Origin of the sequence: Neobacillus vireti (assembly GCF_036962465.1) — a bacterium.
Lineage (GTDB): Bacteria > Bacillota > Bacilli > Bacillales > Cytobacillaceae > Neobacillus > Neobacillus vireti_B.
On record NZ_JBALNF010000016.1, the window covers coordinates 76,416 to 92,365 of the forward strand.

Genomic DNA, 15,950 nt, shown 5'->3' on the forward strand with positions numbered 1-15,950 from the left:
CAATCAACATGCTAAAAATTAACAATATTCCTTTACACAGCCTAACAAAAAAAGCACTCCTCTTAATGGAATGCTTTGCAGGATTAAATATCTAATTCTCCTAATGCCAAAAGTGAATCTAAAATTAACTGTAACTGATAACTTTGGGTGGAATCACGTAAATCTTTTTGAAGCAGGCTTTCAAGTTTATTGATTCGATACATAAGACCGCTCATAGATAAGGCCAGATCATCCATCGTTTGCTGCAGCTTTCCTCCGTTTGCTAGAAACACATAGAGAGTTTTAACTAATTCCTTTTGTTTGGGCTCGCCTAGTTTAAAGAGCGGTCCTAATTCCTGTTTGGCTATTTTCTTAATTCCGCTGACATTTTTGGAGTTAATCAACACCCCGACTATCCCTAAATCTTTAAAATGAATAATCTTTTTTCCTGTTGCCATCCTTAAAGCAATCAATGATTCTTCTAAGCTTTCCAGAACGCTCTCAATCTCTTCAGCAGAGTCACTTATCCCCATTTTACATTCATAGAGGGAATGCGTCGCTTCAACATGCTTTATCATTTTACCAAGATGACTTAACAGTTGAGTTGATTCGGGAATCAGCATAATAATTTGACCTCCATATTGGCCAATTAACGCCTTATACCCCTGGATGTCTAAATACTTGGCAAGGGTCTCGAGAAATTGGTCGTATTGGTCTTTCCTAATCCCTGAGGTATTCCCCTTTTCCTTTAAATCTAATGCAGCCACATAAAACGGTTCTTCTAAATTAATCCCCATATACCTGCCTCGATGGATTACCTCTTCTCGGGCAGAATATTGGTGTTTTAGAATTTGCTCCAAAAAGTAACCCTTCATTTTTTCCAGAGCTTCAAAACTCGTTTTTTCATTCAAGAGATACAAAGAGGCGGCGTTGGCTACCCGTTCAATAAACATAATGTTATTGTCTTCTCTACTAGCCTGTGAACGTTTTGGATAGAGGAAGCTGCAATAACCAATTACCTTTTTTTGGACAATAATCGGTGTGATCAGGCGTTCTTGATGGACTGTTTTCAATCTAGAAGTTTCAGTAAACAATGGCAGACTCGAATTGTTTTTACGGCTTTTTCGGACCAAACTATCTTTCAAATCCAGACTCAAGTATTCGTACTCTTCTTTATCGATTCCCGCATAAGCAATTTTTTGAAAGCCTAAATCTTCAATGGAAATGGGCAGGCCAAGTAGTTTAAAGGTATTGTCAGCTATGTCTTGAAGATTACTCCCATTCGAGACACTTTCCGTTAATTTTTTATGGAATTTAGAAACCATTTCCACAAGCTTACGCTGCTCTAATAATTGCTCGTAGGTATACTCGAGTTCTTCGATGATATTAATTTCGTTATAAAATTTTAATTCCTCTTGGATCTCAGAACCCCAATCTTCCTGCAGCCTCGCTTCGAAACAGCATTCAAGATCCCCCTTGGCAATACAGCTAATTTCTTTTACAATGACACTTCTTTTGCAAACCGTAGACATATACCCGCTAGCATAGCCGGTTAACGTATGACAGGCGTGAATATTTGATTGCCCATGATGCTTTAGGTGTTCGTTCGCTTCAAAGGAATCAATCCATTTTCCTTTGCCAAGGATTGATTTGATCGTGTCAGAATCGCTCATTTCGATAATTCGTTCCGATTGAATATCTTTAATATGGCCAGTGCTTAAATGAAGGATCGAAGCTTGCTGAAGGAGTTCATCAATATTGGAAGTTTTTTTCATTGCTTCCCCGGCATCGGTAACACCAAGACTCCAGCCGTAACGAAGCAGAAATCCCTTTGCCCTTGTCATTCCTAAATTCTCGATAATCCCTTTACGTAACAGTCCAAATGCGGCGGAAGTGGTGATCATTTTTTTATTCTTTTCTTCACTTGTAGTTAGCTCCAGTATACTAGCCAGGTTCCCCTTCATGGCCACACCCCTTATCGACTAATTAGAATCGAAGCATCCTTTAGACAAGAAAGACTCCTTATCGTTTCATACAAGGAGTCTAACACACATCGTTATTTAATCGTTACAGCCTCTACTTCGGTTAATGAACGGTAACGGCCGCTGTAAAAAATGAGCGGTTCGGCATCTTCAAGCTGTATATCTGTTACCCTGCCAATAAAGAGGGTATGGTCACCCTCCAGATGTTCGGCTGATACCTCACAAGCGATTTGGGCAACCGCACCAGCTAATACCGGCTTCCCATCAAGGCGGTCAAAAATCACCTCTCGATGCTCTTTTAGCTGGCCTGCAAAAATCATCGACAGTTCTTGTTGATCTGCCGCTAATATATTCACAGAGAATGTTTTACTCTGTTTTATTTTTTCAAGAATACGAGCCTTTTCCCCAATCGAAATGACAACCAGCTTCGGGTCGAGTGAAACAGACATGAAGGCGTTCGCTGTCATTCCATGTACATCTCCATCCACATCAGTGGCAATCACGGTTACACCTGTTGCAAATTTCCCCATTGCTGTTCGAATTTGACGATCATCCATCCCGTTGTTCCCCTTTCTATCTTTAAACTTTGTCATCTTGTAACGCTATGCTTCTATTGTTGGATTGTTTTCTGGCTTATTGTCCATTTGATCGCCCCAGAAGGTAAAGCCGATGTCCATCTCATCCAATGTCCATTCGATTGGCTCCCAGTCAGGTTCAAAAATTAAGTAACCGTTTGTAAACAATTCCACTCGTAATCCGCTGCCTGGATCGATGGCGTAAATATACATAGCTTGTGAAATTCCATGCTTACCAGGTCCTTTAAAGAAGATTCCATTCTCTTTTAAAATATCGGCGGCTCTTAACAGGTCCTGAGAATTATCGAGCCAATAGGAAATATGATGGATTTGGTGTGTTGTTGGTGAGAATGGATCATGGCTGACGGCGATATCATGAACCAACGGCGTTACACTTAACCAAGCTCCCACTAACGAATCATCTGGTGCTTTTACATATTCTCTCATTTTAAAGCCTAATTTTTCCTTTAAATAGTCTGAAATAACATTCGCTTTGAGAGATGTTAACAGGTTTACGTGGTCAATGCGACGCGGCGATACCCCGCGAGCCCAGGATTTATAGGTCTGATTCTTCAAGACGGAGCGTTTTGATGGCTCAGCTAACGTTTTTTCCATATCATAGTAAATTTCAAAGCGGTGTTCACTCGGTAATTGAAAACGGATGGCTCTTCCTTGCCCGGCCTCAACTCCCGCCTCAATCCAAGTAACTTCTGTCCCCGCTTCTTTTAATAGATTTGCAAAACCTTCTACATCCTCAGGGCGCTTGGTTCTCCAGGCGATATGGTCGAGATGATTTTTGTCTCCTGCTGTAACTGAGAGGGTATGGTGTTCGAAATCTCCCCAGGCACGTAAATAATGGGTCCCGTCTACCACTTCAGTTTCTTCGAGGCCAATGACATCCTTATAAAACCAAAGTGATTTCTCTAAGTCTTCCGTCACTAATGCGACATGTCCTAACTTTGCAATCTCTGGTAAACTCATTTTAAATCCTCCTAGACATTTTTATCGGGAAAGCCCTTACATTTTATAAAAAATTTGCGCTAGCCTGTTGGCCCTACTCTAGAAGTTTTATTTATACAAAATAAGTGTTAGGTTCCTGTCCGCATAGTATTCTGCCGTACGTTTCTATTAAACTGGATGGGGTGATAAAGCCGTGTAAATGCATAGTCAAGAAATCTCGATAAACCCTTTGCAATGCGTTCGTCTCATAGGTGAACATCGAACCCACCCCAGCAACAAGAAGATCGATCGCTTCCTTACATAATTGATTGACATAACCAAAGTCCGCTTTCACTTTGACAATTTCAGCTTTATCCATGACGATTCCCCGGTCTGCATAGTCATCAATTTTGTCCACAGCCCGATAGAGATGAAGTTCAGCAGAATCAATTTTAAGCTGTGCCTGCGCCACCTGCAGATGAGTGATTGGTGCCTCGTTTTGCTTATTGTAAAAAGTGTTTCCAATCCCGGCCTTTGGAAGTCTCTCCATATATAAGTCCATTGCAGCCTGAGCAAGTCCTAATGCCGGAGCAACGATCGATAAGGTTAGAGATGGCACAAAGGACGAACGATATAAACCTACATCCTTAAGGGGATCAATTAAATAATGTCCTTTACTTGCCAGCCGATCCAACGACACGCGATGTTCTGGAACAAAGACGTTTTGGATTTTGCAGCTATTACTGCCTGATCCCTTAAGACCCATTACATACCAGTCATCTAGTACTTCTAACTCGTCCCGCGGAATAACCATAATCGCCATCTCGACCCCGCCGTTGTCATCGACAAGCGGGAAGCCAAAATAACACCAGTCAGCATGGGGACTGCCTGAAACAAACGGCCATTGTGCTTCTTCGATAAAATAGCCGCCATCAACCTTTTTAATATTGCATTTGATTGGCTTAAAGTTACCGGCCAGGACTACATCTTTTCCAGGAGGGTAAATTTCGCTTAGTGCTTTTTGACCAAACGTATAAGAGATCATATAATCCCGTATATTACTTAAAGCCACAAACCAGCCCGCCGATCCATTTCCTCGTGAAATTTCCGTTACAACCTCGGTATAGGTCCGCATATCGGTTTGATAACCGCCAAAGAGATGAGGACGTAACACTTTAAGGGTACCTTTATTATTCATTTCCTCAATTATTGCTTGGGGTAACGTATTTGTTTTTTCAATTTCCTCACTATGTTCCCGTAATGTTGGGATCAGGGACCGAGCATTCTCCACCAATTCTTTTTTTAATTCAACCACACTTTGCTCCATTAATAGGACCTCCTGGATTAGTAGTTTTTGGACTAGCTTAGGATACGCCGCTTTAGTTCAATGCCCTGATATTTTTCCCCAACCAGCTTGGCTACTCGGCGCATATGTTTTTCCATCAGATTTTTAGCGAGCTTGCTATCATTTTCCTTCAAGTAATAGAAAATCATCCAATGCTCGGTTTGGGATTGTTGTCGCCGTTCTGTGGTAAATAAGTCCTCCGGGTTTCCGACAAAATTTAGATAATCCCAAAGCTGCTTTGCCAAGTTGAAGGTATAGGTTAACTTAGAAGCTTCATAGATTGTGCGGTGAAAGTCAATGTTGAGGCTGCCATATTCATCAGCAGATAATTCCGGCTGATCCATTCGTTTTAAAATGGATTCCATATAAGCAAATTCTTTTTGAGTTAACAGTAATGCCGCCTGCTCGGTCATTAATGCATCCAAATTTGCGCAGACTAGCAGTCGTTCTAATACTTCTTCAGGATTTGGTCGTTTCACATAGACCCCTACTTGTGGAACGATTGAAAGAAAACCTTCTTGTTCCAGCTTGGATAGCGCCTTGTGTACGGGTGTCCGGCTCATTTTTAAGGCCTCGGCAATTTCATTCACATTAATGGCGGTATCGGGTTCTAAGATCCCTTCGATAATTAATCTTTTTATATAACGATAAGCCTTTTCAATTTTCATCACATACACCTACTAGTTTTCAAGGATTTAGTTACCCCTATATTATGGTAATTTTTTCATGAAGTCTATTATTATCTAAACGATTAATAATAGGGGAGCAACGGTGTATGGGAAGGCTGGTTTTAAAGTTCACCGTTGAAAAAATCGGATGTTAATTTGATAAATCTTTCTTTTTGCTCTACCTGTGCCCAATGGCCGCACCGTTTAAAAATGTGGAGTTGAGCATTTGGGAGATAGTCCATAACATAAAGACTGCTTTCAAGTGGTACAAATCGATCTCCATGTCCGTGGATAAGTAAGATTGAATGGTCCATTTGTTTTAAGGCAGAAGGTGGGATTAGCATATCTGAAAGATGCGACTTGGTGAAATTTTCCTCGTAAGATCTTCGTACTTCCGGTTTTAAAAACATCTCTAATCGCTCGGCCACGATGCTATCAAGTTCATTTTCAAGCACGCTTTTATCATATAAGAACCAGCTTAATAAGTTTTTAAAGGCTACCGGATTAGGATCCTTATGAAAGTTTGCCAGTTTGGCAAGCTCTGGAGTTGGTTCCGTTAAACCACCGCCAGCCCCCATTAAGACCACACGATCAAATCGATTTGGAGCATACATAAGCAGATGCAGGGCGATCACGCCTCCGAGGGAGTTGCCAACTAAGTGGGCTTTTTCAATCTCTAACGTATCCATTATGGCTAAGACTTGCTGCACCCGCTCACTCATCCATTCAGCGCCATTTTTTGGATATTCTTCTGGATGGTCAGTTTGACCAAATCCAAAAATATCTGGTGCGATGACATAAAACTTCTCCTTAAAATGCGGTAAGATATGCTTCCAGTTTGTGTTTGCACTTGCTCCTGGTCCGCTTCCATGAAGAAAAATAATCGTTTCAGCAGGTTTTTCTCCACCCTCATGGATATAAGTCTGATAGTTTCCAGTCTGAATTTTCCTCGTATTAACAAATGTCATATTCCTACCTCCATTTTGCAGAATCATTGACTTCTACCCACAACTAAAATTTTAGTTGTTTGTTTTTCTCCAATTTTAGAGTCATTTAGTCAAATTAAAGCGCTTTCTTTAACTAACTATAATTCTACCTTCCCTTTCTTTATCTTGTCAATATATTCTAACTATTTTTTTATTTTCAGTCCAGCTGTACTGTTTTAAACCAAAAAACAGTACAGCTAAAATAATGAAACAGATTCATTTCATCATTTCAGCTTTACATTTAATAGCTTATAAGGATTATTGTCCGATGGGGACTTCTAAATCTCTTTTTGGGGCTCTCACCGTTAAAGCCCAAATTACGGCTAATACAATTAAACCTACAGCACTTACCGCTAATGGAAATCTGCCAATCTCTTGATGAAACAGATTTTGAACTACTTGGAACCCAAATGGCCCAAGAATTCCGCCAAGCCCTTGCCCGACAACGACTAAACCAGCTCCGGATGCCGCTCCAGCCGGTGTAAGCTCGGTAACCCTTGTAAATACTCCTGGCAGTCCAACCCCCATCGCAAAACCGCCGACTAAGCTTCCGGCAAATATGACTGGTAAGGAAGGTGCAAAATAACAGATTGCCATGCCAATCCCTGTTATGATGACTGCAATCGGTAAGTAATAATTCGGCAGCTTGTGCTTGATTTTCCCGAATAAAAACCCTGCGAGCAGTGTTCCAAATGTAAAAACAGAGATCGCCATGCCTGCCTCAGTTGCACTTCCTAATTTATCGGCTTGAATAACAACGGAAATATTCGTAACATAACCAAAAATGAGTCCTGAGTATAAAACCTGTCCAAGACACACCCAATAGATTGCTTTTGGTAATTTCACTTTTACCCGAGTTTCATTTCCTGCTGTTTCTATCGGCTGTTTCTTTTCAGGCTCCGGCAAATAAAGAATCGTTACAGCTAAGATCCAAATAGGGAAGAGGTACGTTAAAAACCCATATTGCCAGCCATAGGCATCAGCTAAAATTCCACCCACTAGTTGGAAAAAGATGGCCCCTATACAGGCAATCGTGGAGGTCCCAAAACCAATTAGGAAATCTCTTTCTCTACCTTCAAAGAAATCAGTAATTACATCCACTGATAAAGGCATGGTAATCCCAACACCTAACCCTAAAACTCCCCTCATCGCAATAATTAACGGCAGACTGTCCATAAAAGTTGGCAGCGTACCACCGATGATGAAGAGACCTAGACCAACAAAAAGAAGTGTTCTTTTCTTAAACGTTTTGGAAAGTTTGCCATAAAAGAGAGCTGGTACTATTTGAATTAATCCTGGAAAGGTTGCGACTAGCATGACAATCGTCGGGTCGTATTCTGGAAATGCTTTAATAATATCTGCCATGATCGATCCTGCTACCCCCGCAGCTACATCTTGGAACGCAAGAATTACAACCAAAAACTTAAGAAAATTTCTACTGATTGTCTTCATTGCCATTGTGGAACCTCCTATAATCTAAAATAGATGCAAAGATGTTACCCAGAGGTGATGATACAGAATAGCTTTCTGTTGTTTTTGTTGGCCACCAAGAACAACAGACAAAAAGTCTCAGCTTACCAGAACTAAAATTCTAGTATTACATATTTTGGATAATAACTGAGCGAAAATGGTAAAAAAAGCGCTTTCTTTTACTAACTGTAATTCTACATAGGCCAAATATACTTGTCAATATATTCAAAATATTTTTTATTTTTAAAACAATAAACATTATTTTACGAAAACACAAAAAAATACGCTGCCCCTGTCAGCGTATTTTTTATCCCAATTATCTAATAAAATGTTACGAATAAACTTCCTATTCACAGCGTTATTTAGCGTTTAAGCGATAAAATTAGTGAAAAACTATTATATGAGCTTATTCTTCTGCCAGAGCCCGGTATTTTCCACTAAAATAAATGAGCGGCTCCAATTCTTCGATATGGATGTCCGTTACCCTGCCGATAAACAAGGTATGGTCCCCCTCGACATGTGCCGCAGAAACTTCACAAGCAATCTGTGCCACGGCACCAGTTAACACCGGAACCTCGCCTAACCGCTCAAATTTCACCTCTTGTTGATTTTTTTGCTGTCCCGCAAAAATCATCGATAGGTCCTGCTGCGAACGGCTGAGGATATTAACGGAAAATTTTCCGCTCTGGTTTAGTTTTTCTAACATTTGTGCCCTTTCAGAAATCGAGACTACCACCAATTTTGGGCTTAGTGATACTGACATAAAGGCATTTGCCGTCATACCATGAACGCTTCCTTCTACTTCTACAGCCACAACGGTTACCCCTGTGGCAAACTTGCCCATCGCATTGCGAAAGTGACGATCATCCATCCTGCTTCTCCCCTTATCCTCCTAAATTTGCTATTAAAATTCCAGCACAAGCTGAAAATAACAGTATATTTAGCCCTAAGCCAATTAATGCTCCCTGCCCTAACCGTTTCTTTCCCATTGAGAAGGATACAATTGGGAAAACGATAAGTGCTATTCCAGCAAACAGCATATAAGGAAGAGTTAGAGTGGAAGATGCTATTAATAATAATACCCCTAGAAGGTAAATACCTAGCGCAATTCCTATTCCCAACCACAGTTGCTTTAATGAACCATCGTTATGATTTTGGCTCAATGAATGTCCCCCCTCTTTATATTTAGGTAAAGAATTAATCGGCACGAATGTAAGTTTTCCCCTCAAGTTCGGCCTGAATTTTCTTTAATTCCTGCTCTTTATCATCGCGGTAAAATAAATTATAGGTATCGAATGGTATAATTCTCCCATCCGGGTGTGCAATATGGACACAGGATTTCTTGACGGAACGAACATCAAAATTATATGCATCTAAAAATTGCATGATAATCACCCGAAAAACATTATCATAACCAATTTGACCCGGCATCGAAACCTTCGGCAAACAACACAATAGATCCTGTAAGGATAGGGCTGATGAATCTGGTGAATGATTCAAGGAAAATAGTTTAAAAATCATATCTTTTATATGATCATCTTGTTCAAATACAATCGTATTTCGTTCACCTTCTAAGAGAATGTTAGGATCAATTAGACCGGTTAAGGGCGTAACCAAATCATTTTGTTTTAAAGCATAACCCATTGCTAAACAATCAGGGTGACACGGGACAGGAATGATATCCTTTTGGCCAAAAACTTCCGATTGATCAATGATCATCTGCCGGACTTCACTTAACGTTAACCGGTTCGTCCCTGGGTCGTATTCCTCCAATCTTCCTGCCGCTTGGATCGGCTGAAACGTTACCCCTCTCACACATTTTTGTTTCAGGCCATATTGAATGATGGTTCCAACTTCGTGATCATTCAACCCCTTCTTAAGGGTCACTACTAGGGTCGTGGAGATATTATACTCATTTAAATTTTCGATTGCCTGCTTTCGTATTTCCCTTAGGTCCACTCCCCTTAGCTCCTCAAGTGCCTCTTTTTCAAAACTATCAAATTGAAGGTAGATTTCAAAGCCGGGAGAATAAGCAGCCAGGCGTTTCACAAACTCCTTATCGGTCGCAATGCGAAGACCATTCGTATTAACCATTATATGACGGATAGGCCTGGATTTTGCCATATCAAGGATGTCAAAAAACTGGGGATGGATCGTAGGCTCCCCGCCGCTGATTTGAACAATATCGGCATGCCGTTCATTTTTAATAATATTATCGAGCATAAATTCAATTTGCTCTAAGCTCCGGAAACTTCCTTTTTGCGGTGAGGATTCTGCATAGCAGATGGGACATTTCAAATTACAGCGTTCCGTTACTTCTAGGAGCGTTAAACAGCTATGCTGCTCATGATCTGGACAGAGGCCGCAATCATATGGACAGCCATACTTAATGGGGGTATTCCAGCGGTAAGGCATTTCAGATGGTTTAATAAACTCCCGGCACCATTTATAATAGGCGACATCGGTAGATATCAGTACTTTCTCCCGCCCATGCTGGAAGCAATTTTTCACCAAATAGACTTTTTCATTTTCGATGATGACTTTCGCTTCTACTTTTCTTAAACAGGTGGAACAAATACTATTTGTCAGTTCATAAAATAAATAGGGACGATTAGGCATGAATCTCTCTCCTCTTTTCCGTTTGTTTTTTTAAGACAAGCGCTATGTAATAGATGATTCCTAGTAAACTAGCAAGTTGAATGTTATTAAGAATCAAGTACGGATGCGGGGTTGGTTTTATAAAATCAATCAAAAAACGGAAAAACAAATAACTAAGCATAAATAATTGAAACAGCAAGCCTTCCCAGCCTAAGTGTTTTCTTTTTAAATAGGTTAGAAGGATGAGGAGTAAAAGCAAGAAAACGATTTCATATAATTGTGTGGGATGACGTTTCATCCCATCACCAAAATCAATACCCGTTATCCAAGTAGTGGGAGTCCCATAGGTATGATCATCTAACCCGGTTAAAAAACAGCCGATTCGGCCAATCATCATGCCTATTGTTAATGGCAGTACAAAGTCATCACCGGTCGATCGTGTCCAGCCAATCCACTTTTTGGCGGTTTCCACACCAATGAGGCCACCTAATAACCCGCCCACAATCGTCTTCCCTTCGACTAAGTAAATGATATTGTTCCAGTTTTCAACTGTTTTCTCTGGACTTTCAAACCAATATAAGACTTTTGATCCTATCGCAGCACCTAATGTTGCACCGACAACCACCCAAATGGCTTTATCTAATGGGATTCTCTCTTTATTTCTTGTATATAAATAAACCCTGAACCCAATAAAATAGGCCAGTGATTCGAACAAGAGGTGTGGATGGATGCCAAATAAATAGACAGGGAAATGCACGTTTAAAGTCTCCTTCCCATATATAGATTCTATTCTATATTATCAGAAAATTCAGCTGATGGTTTTATTTTTTCCATTTTCGTTTTATTCTTCGATACATTCGATAACCTTTACGAATTCCATCAACGACTGAAAAAGGAATGGGCGGATGGTATTTATACAGCAGGGGCCGATAAATTTTGTGATAAGCTTTCTTCAAATCGTCCCACTTGCGGCAATAGCCTTGTTTATAAAAATCAGATACATCCACAATATAGCCTCTTCCTTCAAACATTACGACATTCTTTCCATGGATATCAAATGGATTTAAGCCGACTGAGCGGGCATACGCTAAACCCTCATCAATATCCTCAATGACGACCCTTGGAATTTGAATCCCTTTTATCAGTGCATTAAATAACGTGATTCCTTCTAACTTTTTTAAGACTAAATAATTTTCTCCATAAGTATAGAGTCTTGAAAAGGTTTCATGGGTCCCTAGTTTTTGATAAACCCCAATTTCGTTGACAAGCTCCGCATGATTTCGGCCATACACTTTTACTACTAAGTCTGGGTAGGACTCATGTAAGAAAACCCCTGCATAATTGCCACAGCCAATCGTCTTCCACGAGATAGAGCGATTATCCACCATGATTGGATCAAATGGATTTAACACAGACAAGTTTATATTCGGTAATAATTCTGTATCGATCAGGTTAACATAGTCTTTAATGTTCATTTGCACACCTTCTATCATTCTCGACTTTCGTCCTTTGTTTGAATTTTACCAAAAATATTCATCTATTGTTGGGTTTAGCCTAGATATTTCTATTCAGCCAATATACAATTAAAGAAATATTTGCTCTGACTGCCATTTTAGATGAAAACGGTGAAAAAAAAAGAGGTGTGTCAATGACTTTTCCGATTTTGGAAACCAAGAGACTAAAACTAATTGAACTAACCCATCAACATATGAATGCGGTTTATGAGATACTATCATTAGATGAAGTGACTCGTTTTTATGGAACCAATTCCTTCACCTTACAAGCAGAAGCTACTCGATTAATTGATATGTTTCACAAAAACTATTTGGATAAGCGGGGAATTCGCTGGGGGATCAAGTTAAAGGAGAATCAAAGAATCATTGGTACTGTAGGCCTAAACGTGCTCAATCTTAAAAATAAACGGGCGGAAATCGGCTATGAGCTGCATCCCGCCATATGGAGACAAGGCTTTGCTGCCGAAGCCGTTAGTGAAGTCATTCGGTTTAGTTTTGAACAACTGGGATTATATCGAATCGGTGCGCTTGTTTATCCGGAAAATATCGCATCCCTTTCATTACTTGATAAATTAGGTTTTAGAGAAGAAGGCTTACTGCGAGGCTATATGTTTCAAGATGAGCAGTTCCATGATACGTTTATGTTATCGTTATTAAAACCAGAATGGGAAAAGAGCCAGGAAAAATAATCCTGGCTTTTATTCTTCAAAGTAATCCTTAACAGCTTTTGGGTTTTTTACCTCTTCATCCTGATAATAAGGATTATTTTCTGTTACATTTTTCGGGTCAAGATTGGTTTTGATCACGATCATTGGCGTTGGTGTACTTTCAAGAATGATTCGATCATTTAATTGATCAAAGTCAGGCATTTTTTTATTTCCAGTTTGTCGCGGCTCCATATTTGCACCTCCTAGATTCTAGCTTGCTGAGTTTTTTAATAATCATTCATCAAACTTACATCCCAGAAGAATTCATTAGAAAATCCGCGAACGGTCAAGGCACTCAGGCGTTGTATTTGCTCAGTCTAAAGTAGGAATTTTTTTCATATGCTGATAAAAAGAAAAACTAGGAAGTGTTACCTTCCTAGTGTCCTTACTCCTCTTCCCCGCCGACTAAGAAATCTGGGTTTAATTCCTCAAATTCTTCGTCATCCACATCTAATCCCCAATCATCATCTTTGTCTTTGCAGGCTTCTAGGCTTACTCGGACACATACCTTCGTTTCGCCTATAACCTCGACAAGGAATTCCCTTTCGACATGGACGATGATCCGGTTACCATTAGGGGAGATGACGGCTTCACAGCAGTTAGGCTGTTGCAGCACTCGAGCACAAATTTCATTGTCATCGAGGCAGTCATGGTCACGATACTTTAACTTAATGGTATCTTTGTACTGAACGCATTCAGTTACAACTTCTGTTTTGGTATTATCATTATATGAATACCAAACATTGATATCATACGAGCCATGTATCTCTACCGTTTTACCCACTTTTTTCGCTTTGTATTTATGGTTGATGATCCAACAGCCAAGAATACTTGTTGGATTATGCGCCGGGCTAATCGTATGATTGGACTGAGTGAATTTTCGTCCTTTCGCTACTACGGCCTTTGTAATTATCTCTCTATATTCTCCCATTTCGCGCGAACCCTCCTCATTCATTTTCATTTCATCGTATGCGTGAACTTAGACTAGTGTGATATATAATTTTGTGAATACTGGTTAAAAGTTTAGTCATGCTTCATTTTATGCGGGATTTATAGGTGTGTGACTTACAATACCTGTACTTTAAAAGGAAGGGGATGGAGATTCTGTGTGAAAAAAAGGTCAAAAAGAAAACCAGACTTCATTGAGAAGCCTGGTCAGTTATTTTAATGGTCGTGATCACAGTCGTTATGGTTATCACAAGCTCCGCCGCCATTTTTCAAGCTTGAACCTGTTTCCCCCATTAACACATCTCCACCAGTGGAAATGATAATTTCATCGGTAACCGTATTAGAAATAGTAGAAGCAATCAACTGAAGCAGTTCATTTACATCCACTTGGGATTGTTTGAAATCCTGAACTACTGGAATCTCATCCAATTCCTTTTCAATTGCAGTGATTTTGTCTTCAACCTTCTTCAATGCTTCTGCTTTACCATAATGCTGTAAATTCACAGCCTGCTTTTGCAGACCTTTCATATCAGAAATTAACGTTTTAACCTTTTGATTTTCATTAATATGAGCTTCTGCCCGTTTAAAAAAATCTACTTCGTCTGTTTCTGCAATCATTCGAGCTAGATCTGCTGCACGAGCGACGATATCGTCTTTTGTATACTTCGCCACTTTATTTCACCTCAACTGGTTCTAATTCTTCAACCATTTCTCCATTTAATGACCATGTTTTTGCATCTGTAATCTTTACTTTAATGATTTTTCCAATCACTGATTTTGGTGCGATGACGTTAACAAGCTTATTTTTAGTCGTATAACCTGCAAGGACGTCCGGATTGTTCTTACTTTCCCCTTCGATCAATACATCAACGGTTTGACCAACATGCTTTTTCATGGCTTCTAATGAAAGTTCATTCACCAAATTGTTTAGACGTTGAAGACGTTCTTTCTTCACTTCTAGCGGTACATTATCTTCCATTTTTGCAGCTGGTGTACCTTCACGTGGGGAATAAATAAAGGTATAAGCTAATTCGTACCCTACCTCACGATAAAGTGACATTGTTTCTTCAAACTGCTCATCTGTCTCATTCGGATAACCAACAATGATATCGGTGGTAAGGGCAACATTTGGAATAGCGGCCTTAATTTTTCTCACTAGCTCTAAATATTGTTCTCTTGTATATTTACGAGCCATAATTTTTAAGACATCTGTTGAACCTGACTGAACTGGAAGGTGAATATGATCCATTAGGTTACCGCCCTTGGCAAGCACCTCAATCAAACGGTCATCAAAGTCGCGCGGATGGCTTGTGGTAAAACGAATTCTTGGAATATCAATTTTACGTAATTCATCCATTAAGTCTCCTAGACCATAGTTCAGTCCTTCTAAGTCTTTTCCATATGCATTAACGTTTTGACCTAGTAAGGTAACTTCCTGATAACCTTGTGCCGCTAAATGGCGTACTTCCTGGATAATTTCTTCTGGTCTGCGGCTTCGTTCTTTCCCGCGTGTATACGGAACGATACAATAGGTACAGAATTTATCACAGCCGTACATAATGTTAACCCATGCTTTGATTTTCCCACGACGTACCTTCGGAAGGTTTTCAATGACGTCGCCTTCTTTTGACCATACCTCGACAACCATTTCTTTCGACATGTAAGCTTCATTTAAAATATTTGGAAGGCGGTGGATATTGTGTGTGCCAAAAATCATATCCACATGATGATAGGTTTTTAGAATTTTATTAACAACCGATTCTTCCTGTGACATACAGCCACAAACACCTAAAAGCAGGTCCGGCTTTTCCAATTTTAGTGCTTTTAAATGTCCAAGTTCTCCAAAAACTTTGTTTTCGGCATTTTCACGGATCGCACATGTATTAAGAAGAATAACATTCGCATCCTCCGTGTTGTCGGTTGGTTCATAGCCTAATGCAAGAAAAATCCCTGCCATTACCTCCGTATCATGCTCATTCATTTGACATCCATAAGTACGGATATAGAACTTACGGCCTTCACCCATTCCACGAAACTCTTCAGGTATAGCGAAGTCATTATGATACTTGACTTCTTCCTTACCACGTTTTTTCGCATCTTTTAATGAAGGTGCTGTAATCACTTGTTCGAAGTATTTGCTGTAATCCTTGGCGGATTTTTTGTCCGAAGAATTAGCTGTTGCTACTTTCTGACCTTCTAACCGTTGTTTTTCATTCATGTTCAAAACCCCTTTCTTTAA

General features: G+C 39.8%; 17 protein-coding genes. 1 reads left to right on the forward strand and 16 read right to left on the reverse strand.

What is annotated here, in order from left to right:
• Positions 1–83: 83 nt before the first annotated feature.
• The 12 genes from V7077_RS07225 to V7077_RS07280 all read right to left on the reverse strand — a co-directional run bounded on the left by V7077_RS07225 (position 84) and on the right by V7077_RS07280 (position 12,017).
• Positions 84–1,943 carry a XylR N-terminal domain-containing protein gene (locus V7077_RS07225; protein WP_335499915.1) on the reverse strand — a complete coding sequence of 620 codons (1,860 nt, stop codon included), beginning with the start codon at positions 1,941–1,943 and terminating at the stop codon, positions 84–86.
• Between the two features lie 92 nt (positions 1,944–2,035).
• A complete protein-coding gene (locus V7077_RS07230) occupies positions 2,036–2,518 on the reverse strand; it encodes a flavin reductase family protein (protein WP_335499917.1) in 483 nt (160 codons plus the stop codon).
• A gap of 45 nt (positions 2,519–2,563) precedes the next feature.
• On the reverse strand, positions 2,564–3,517 hold the full coding sequence (locus V7077_RS07235; protein ID WP_335499919.1) for a VOC family protein: 954 nt from the start codon (positions 3,515–3,517) through the stop codon (positions 2,564–2,566).
• 91 nt (positions 3,518–3,608) lie between these two features.
• On the reverse strand, positions 3,609–4,802 hold the full coding sequence (locus V7077_RS07240) for an acyl-CoA dehydrogenase family protein (protein ID WP_335499921.1): 1,194 nt from the start codon (positions 4,800–4,802) through the stop codon (positions 3,609–3,611).
• Positions 4,803–4,834: 32 nt separating this feature from the next.
• On the reverse strand, positions 4,835–5,488 hold the full coding sequence (locus V7077_RS07245; protein WP_335499924.1) for a GntR family transcriptional regulator: 654 nt from the start codon (positions 5,486–5,488) through the stop codon (positions 4,835–4,837).
• Between the two features lie 122 nt (positions 5,489–5,610).
• On the reverse strand, positions 5,611–6,456 hold the full coding sequence (locus V7077_RS07250) for an alpha/beta fold hydrolase (RefSeq protein WP_335499926.1): 846 nt from the start codon (positions 6,454–6,456) through the stop codon (positions 5,611–5,613).
• Positions 6,457–6,732: 276 nt separating this feature from the next.
• Positions 6,733–7,932, reverse strand: coding sequence for an MFS transporter (locus V7077_RS07255; protein WP_335499929.1), 1,200 nt, complete (start codon positions 7,930–7,932; stop codon positions 6,733–6,735).
• A 418-nt stretch (positions 7,933–8,350) separates the two neighbouring features.
• The gene (locus tag V7077_RS07260; protein ID WP_335499931.1) at positions 8,351–8,815 is read right to left on the reverse strand and encodes a flavin reductase family protein; all 465 of its coding nucleotides are present in this window, start codon (positions 8,813–8,815) and stop codon (positions 8,351–8,353) included.
• Positions 8,816–8,828: 13 nt separating this feature from the next.
• Entirely contained in the window at positions 8,829–9,107 is a 279-nt protein-coding gene (locus V7077_RS07265) for a hypothetical protein (RefSeq protein WP_335499933.1), read from the reverse strand.
• Between the two features lie 34 nt (positions 9,108–9,141).
• Positions 9,142–10,563, reverse strand: coding sequence for a radical SAM protein (locus V7077_RS07270; protein WP_335499935.1), 1,422 nt, complete (start codon positions 10,561–10,563; stop codon positions 9,142–9,144).
• Positions 10,556–11,299 carry a prolipoprotein diacylglyceryl transferase gene (locus V7077_RS07275; RefSeq protein ID WP_335499936.1) on the reverse strand — a complete coding sequence of 248 codons (744 nt, stop codon included), beginning with the start codon at positions 11,297–11,299 and terminating at the stop codon, positions 10,556–10,558. Before V7077_RS07275 ends, V7077_RS07270 begins: the two co-directional genes overlap by 8 nt.
• Positions 11,300–11,363: 64 nt before the next feature.
• Positions 11,364–12,017, reverse strand: coding sequence for a serine/threonine protein kinase (locus V7077_RS07280; protein ID WP_335499938.1), 654 nt, complete (start codon positions 12,015–12,017; stop codon positions 11,364–11,366).
• Between the two features lie 173 nt (positions 12,018–12,190).
• Here V7077_RS07280 and V7077_RS07285 point away from each other — a divergent pair, with 173 nt between their 5' ends.
• Positions 12,191–12,745, forward strand: coding sequence for a GNAT family N-acetyltransferase (locus V7077_RS07285; RefSeq protein WP_335499940.1), 555 nt, complete (start codon positions 12,191–12,193; stop codon positions 12,743–12,745).
• A 9-nt stretch (positions 12,746–12,754) separates the two neighbouring features.
• On the opposite strand, the gene V7077_RS07290 is transcribed toward V7077_RS07285, so the two are convergent.
• The 4 genes from V7077_RS07290 to miaB all read right to left on the reverse strand — a co-directional run bounded on the left by V7077_RS07290 (position 12,755) and on the right by miaB (position 15,929).
• Positions 12,755–12,955: a hypothetical protein gene (locus V7077_RS07290; protein WP_335499942.1), complete on the reverse strand. Its 201-nt coding sequence runs from the start codon at positions 12,953–12,955 to the stop codon at positions 12,755–12,757.
• 193 nt (positions 12,956–13,148) lie between these two features.
• Positions 13,149–13,694, reverse strand: a complete 546-nt coding sequence (locus V7077_RS07295) for an outer spore coat protein CotE (RefSeq protein WP_235743208.1) — start codon at positions 13,692–13,694, stop codon at positions 13,149–13,151.
• Between the two features lie 233 nt (positions 13,695–13,927).
• A complete protein-coding gene (locus V7077_RS07300) occupies positions 13,928–14,383 on the reverse strand; it encodes a RicAFT regulatory complex protein RicA family protein (RefSeq protein ID WP_335499945.1) in 456 nt (151 codons plus the stop codon).
• Position 14,384: 1 nt separating this feature from the next.
• Entirely contained in the window at positions 14,385–15,929 is a 1,545-nt protein-coding gene (gene miaB, locus V7077_RS07305) for a tRNA (N6-isopentenyl adenosine(37)-C2)-methylthiotransferase MiaB (RefSeq protein ID WP_335499947.1), read from the reverse strand.
• Between the last annotated feature and the right edge of the window lie 21 nt (positions 15,930–15,950).

What these genes read in the sequence shown, in the direction of transcription:
- miaB (WP_335499947.1), bottom strand. Translation starts at nt 15,929, where the DNA reads ATGAATGAAAAACAACGGTTAGAAGGTCAGAAAGTAGCAACAGCTAAT.
- V7077_RS07235 (WP_335499919.1), bottom strand. Translation starts at nt 3,517, where the DNA reads ATGAGTTTACCAGAGATTGCAAAGTTAGGACATGTCGCATTAGTGACG.
- V7077_RS07230 (WP_335499917.1), bottom strand. Translation starts at nt 2,518, where the DNA reads ATGGATGATCGTCAAATTCGAACAGCAATGGGGAAATTTGCAACAGGT.
- V7077_RS07285 (WP_335499940.1), top strand. Translation starts at nt 12,191, where the DNA reads ATGACTTTTCCGATTTTGGAAACCAAGAGACTAAAACTAATTGAACTA.
- V7077_RS07245 (WP_335499924.1), bottom strand. Translation starts at nt 5,488, where the DNA reads ATGAAAATTGAAAAGGCTTATCGTTATATAAAAAGATTAATTATCGAA.
- V7077_RS07250 (WP_335499926.1), bottom strand. Translation starts at nt 6,456, where the DNA reads ATGACATTTGTTAATACGAGGAAAATTCAGACTGGAAACTATCAGACT.
- V7077_RS07280 (WP_335499938.1), bottom strand. Translation starts at nt 12,017, where the DNA reads ATGAACATTAAAGACTATGTTAACCTGATCGATACAGAATTATTACCG.
- V7077_RS07270 (WP_335499935.1), bottom strand. Translation starts at nt 10,563, where the DNA reads ATGCCTAATCGTCCCTATTTATTTTATGAACTGACAAATAGTATTTGT.
- V7077_RS07225 (WP_335499915.1), bottom strand. Translation starts at nt 1,943, where the DNA reads ATGAAGGGGAACCTGGCTAGTATACTGGAGCTAACTACAAGTGAAGAA.
- V7077_RS07240 (WP_335499921.1), bottom strand. Translation starts at nt 4,802, where the DNA reads ATGGAGCAAAGTGTGGTTGAATTAAAAAAAGAATTGGTGGAGAATGCT.
- V7077_RS07295 (WP_235743208.1), bottom strand. Translation starts at nt 13,694, where the DNA reads ATGGGAGAATATAGAGAGATAATTACAAAGGCCGTAGTAGCGAAAGGA.
- V7077_RS07255 (WP_335499929.1), bottom strand. Translation starts at nt 7,932, where the DNA reads ATGGCAATGAAGACAATCAGTAGAAATTTTCTTAAGTTTTTGGTTGTA.
- V7077_RS07260 (WP_335499931.1), bottom strand. Translation starts at nt 8,815, where the DNA reads ATGGATGATCGTCACTTTCGCAATGCGATGGGCAAGTTTGCCACAGGG.
- V7077_RS07290 (WP_335499942.1), bottom strand. Translation starts at nt 12,955, where the DNA reads ATGGAGCCGCGACAAACTGGAAATAAAAAAATGCCTGACTTTGATCAA.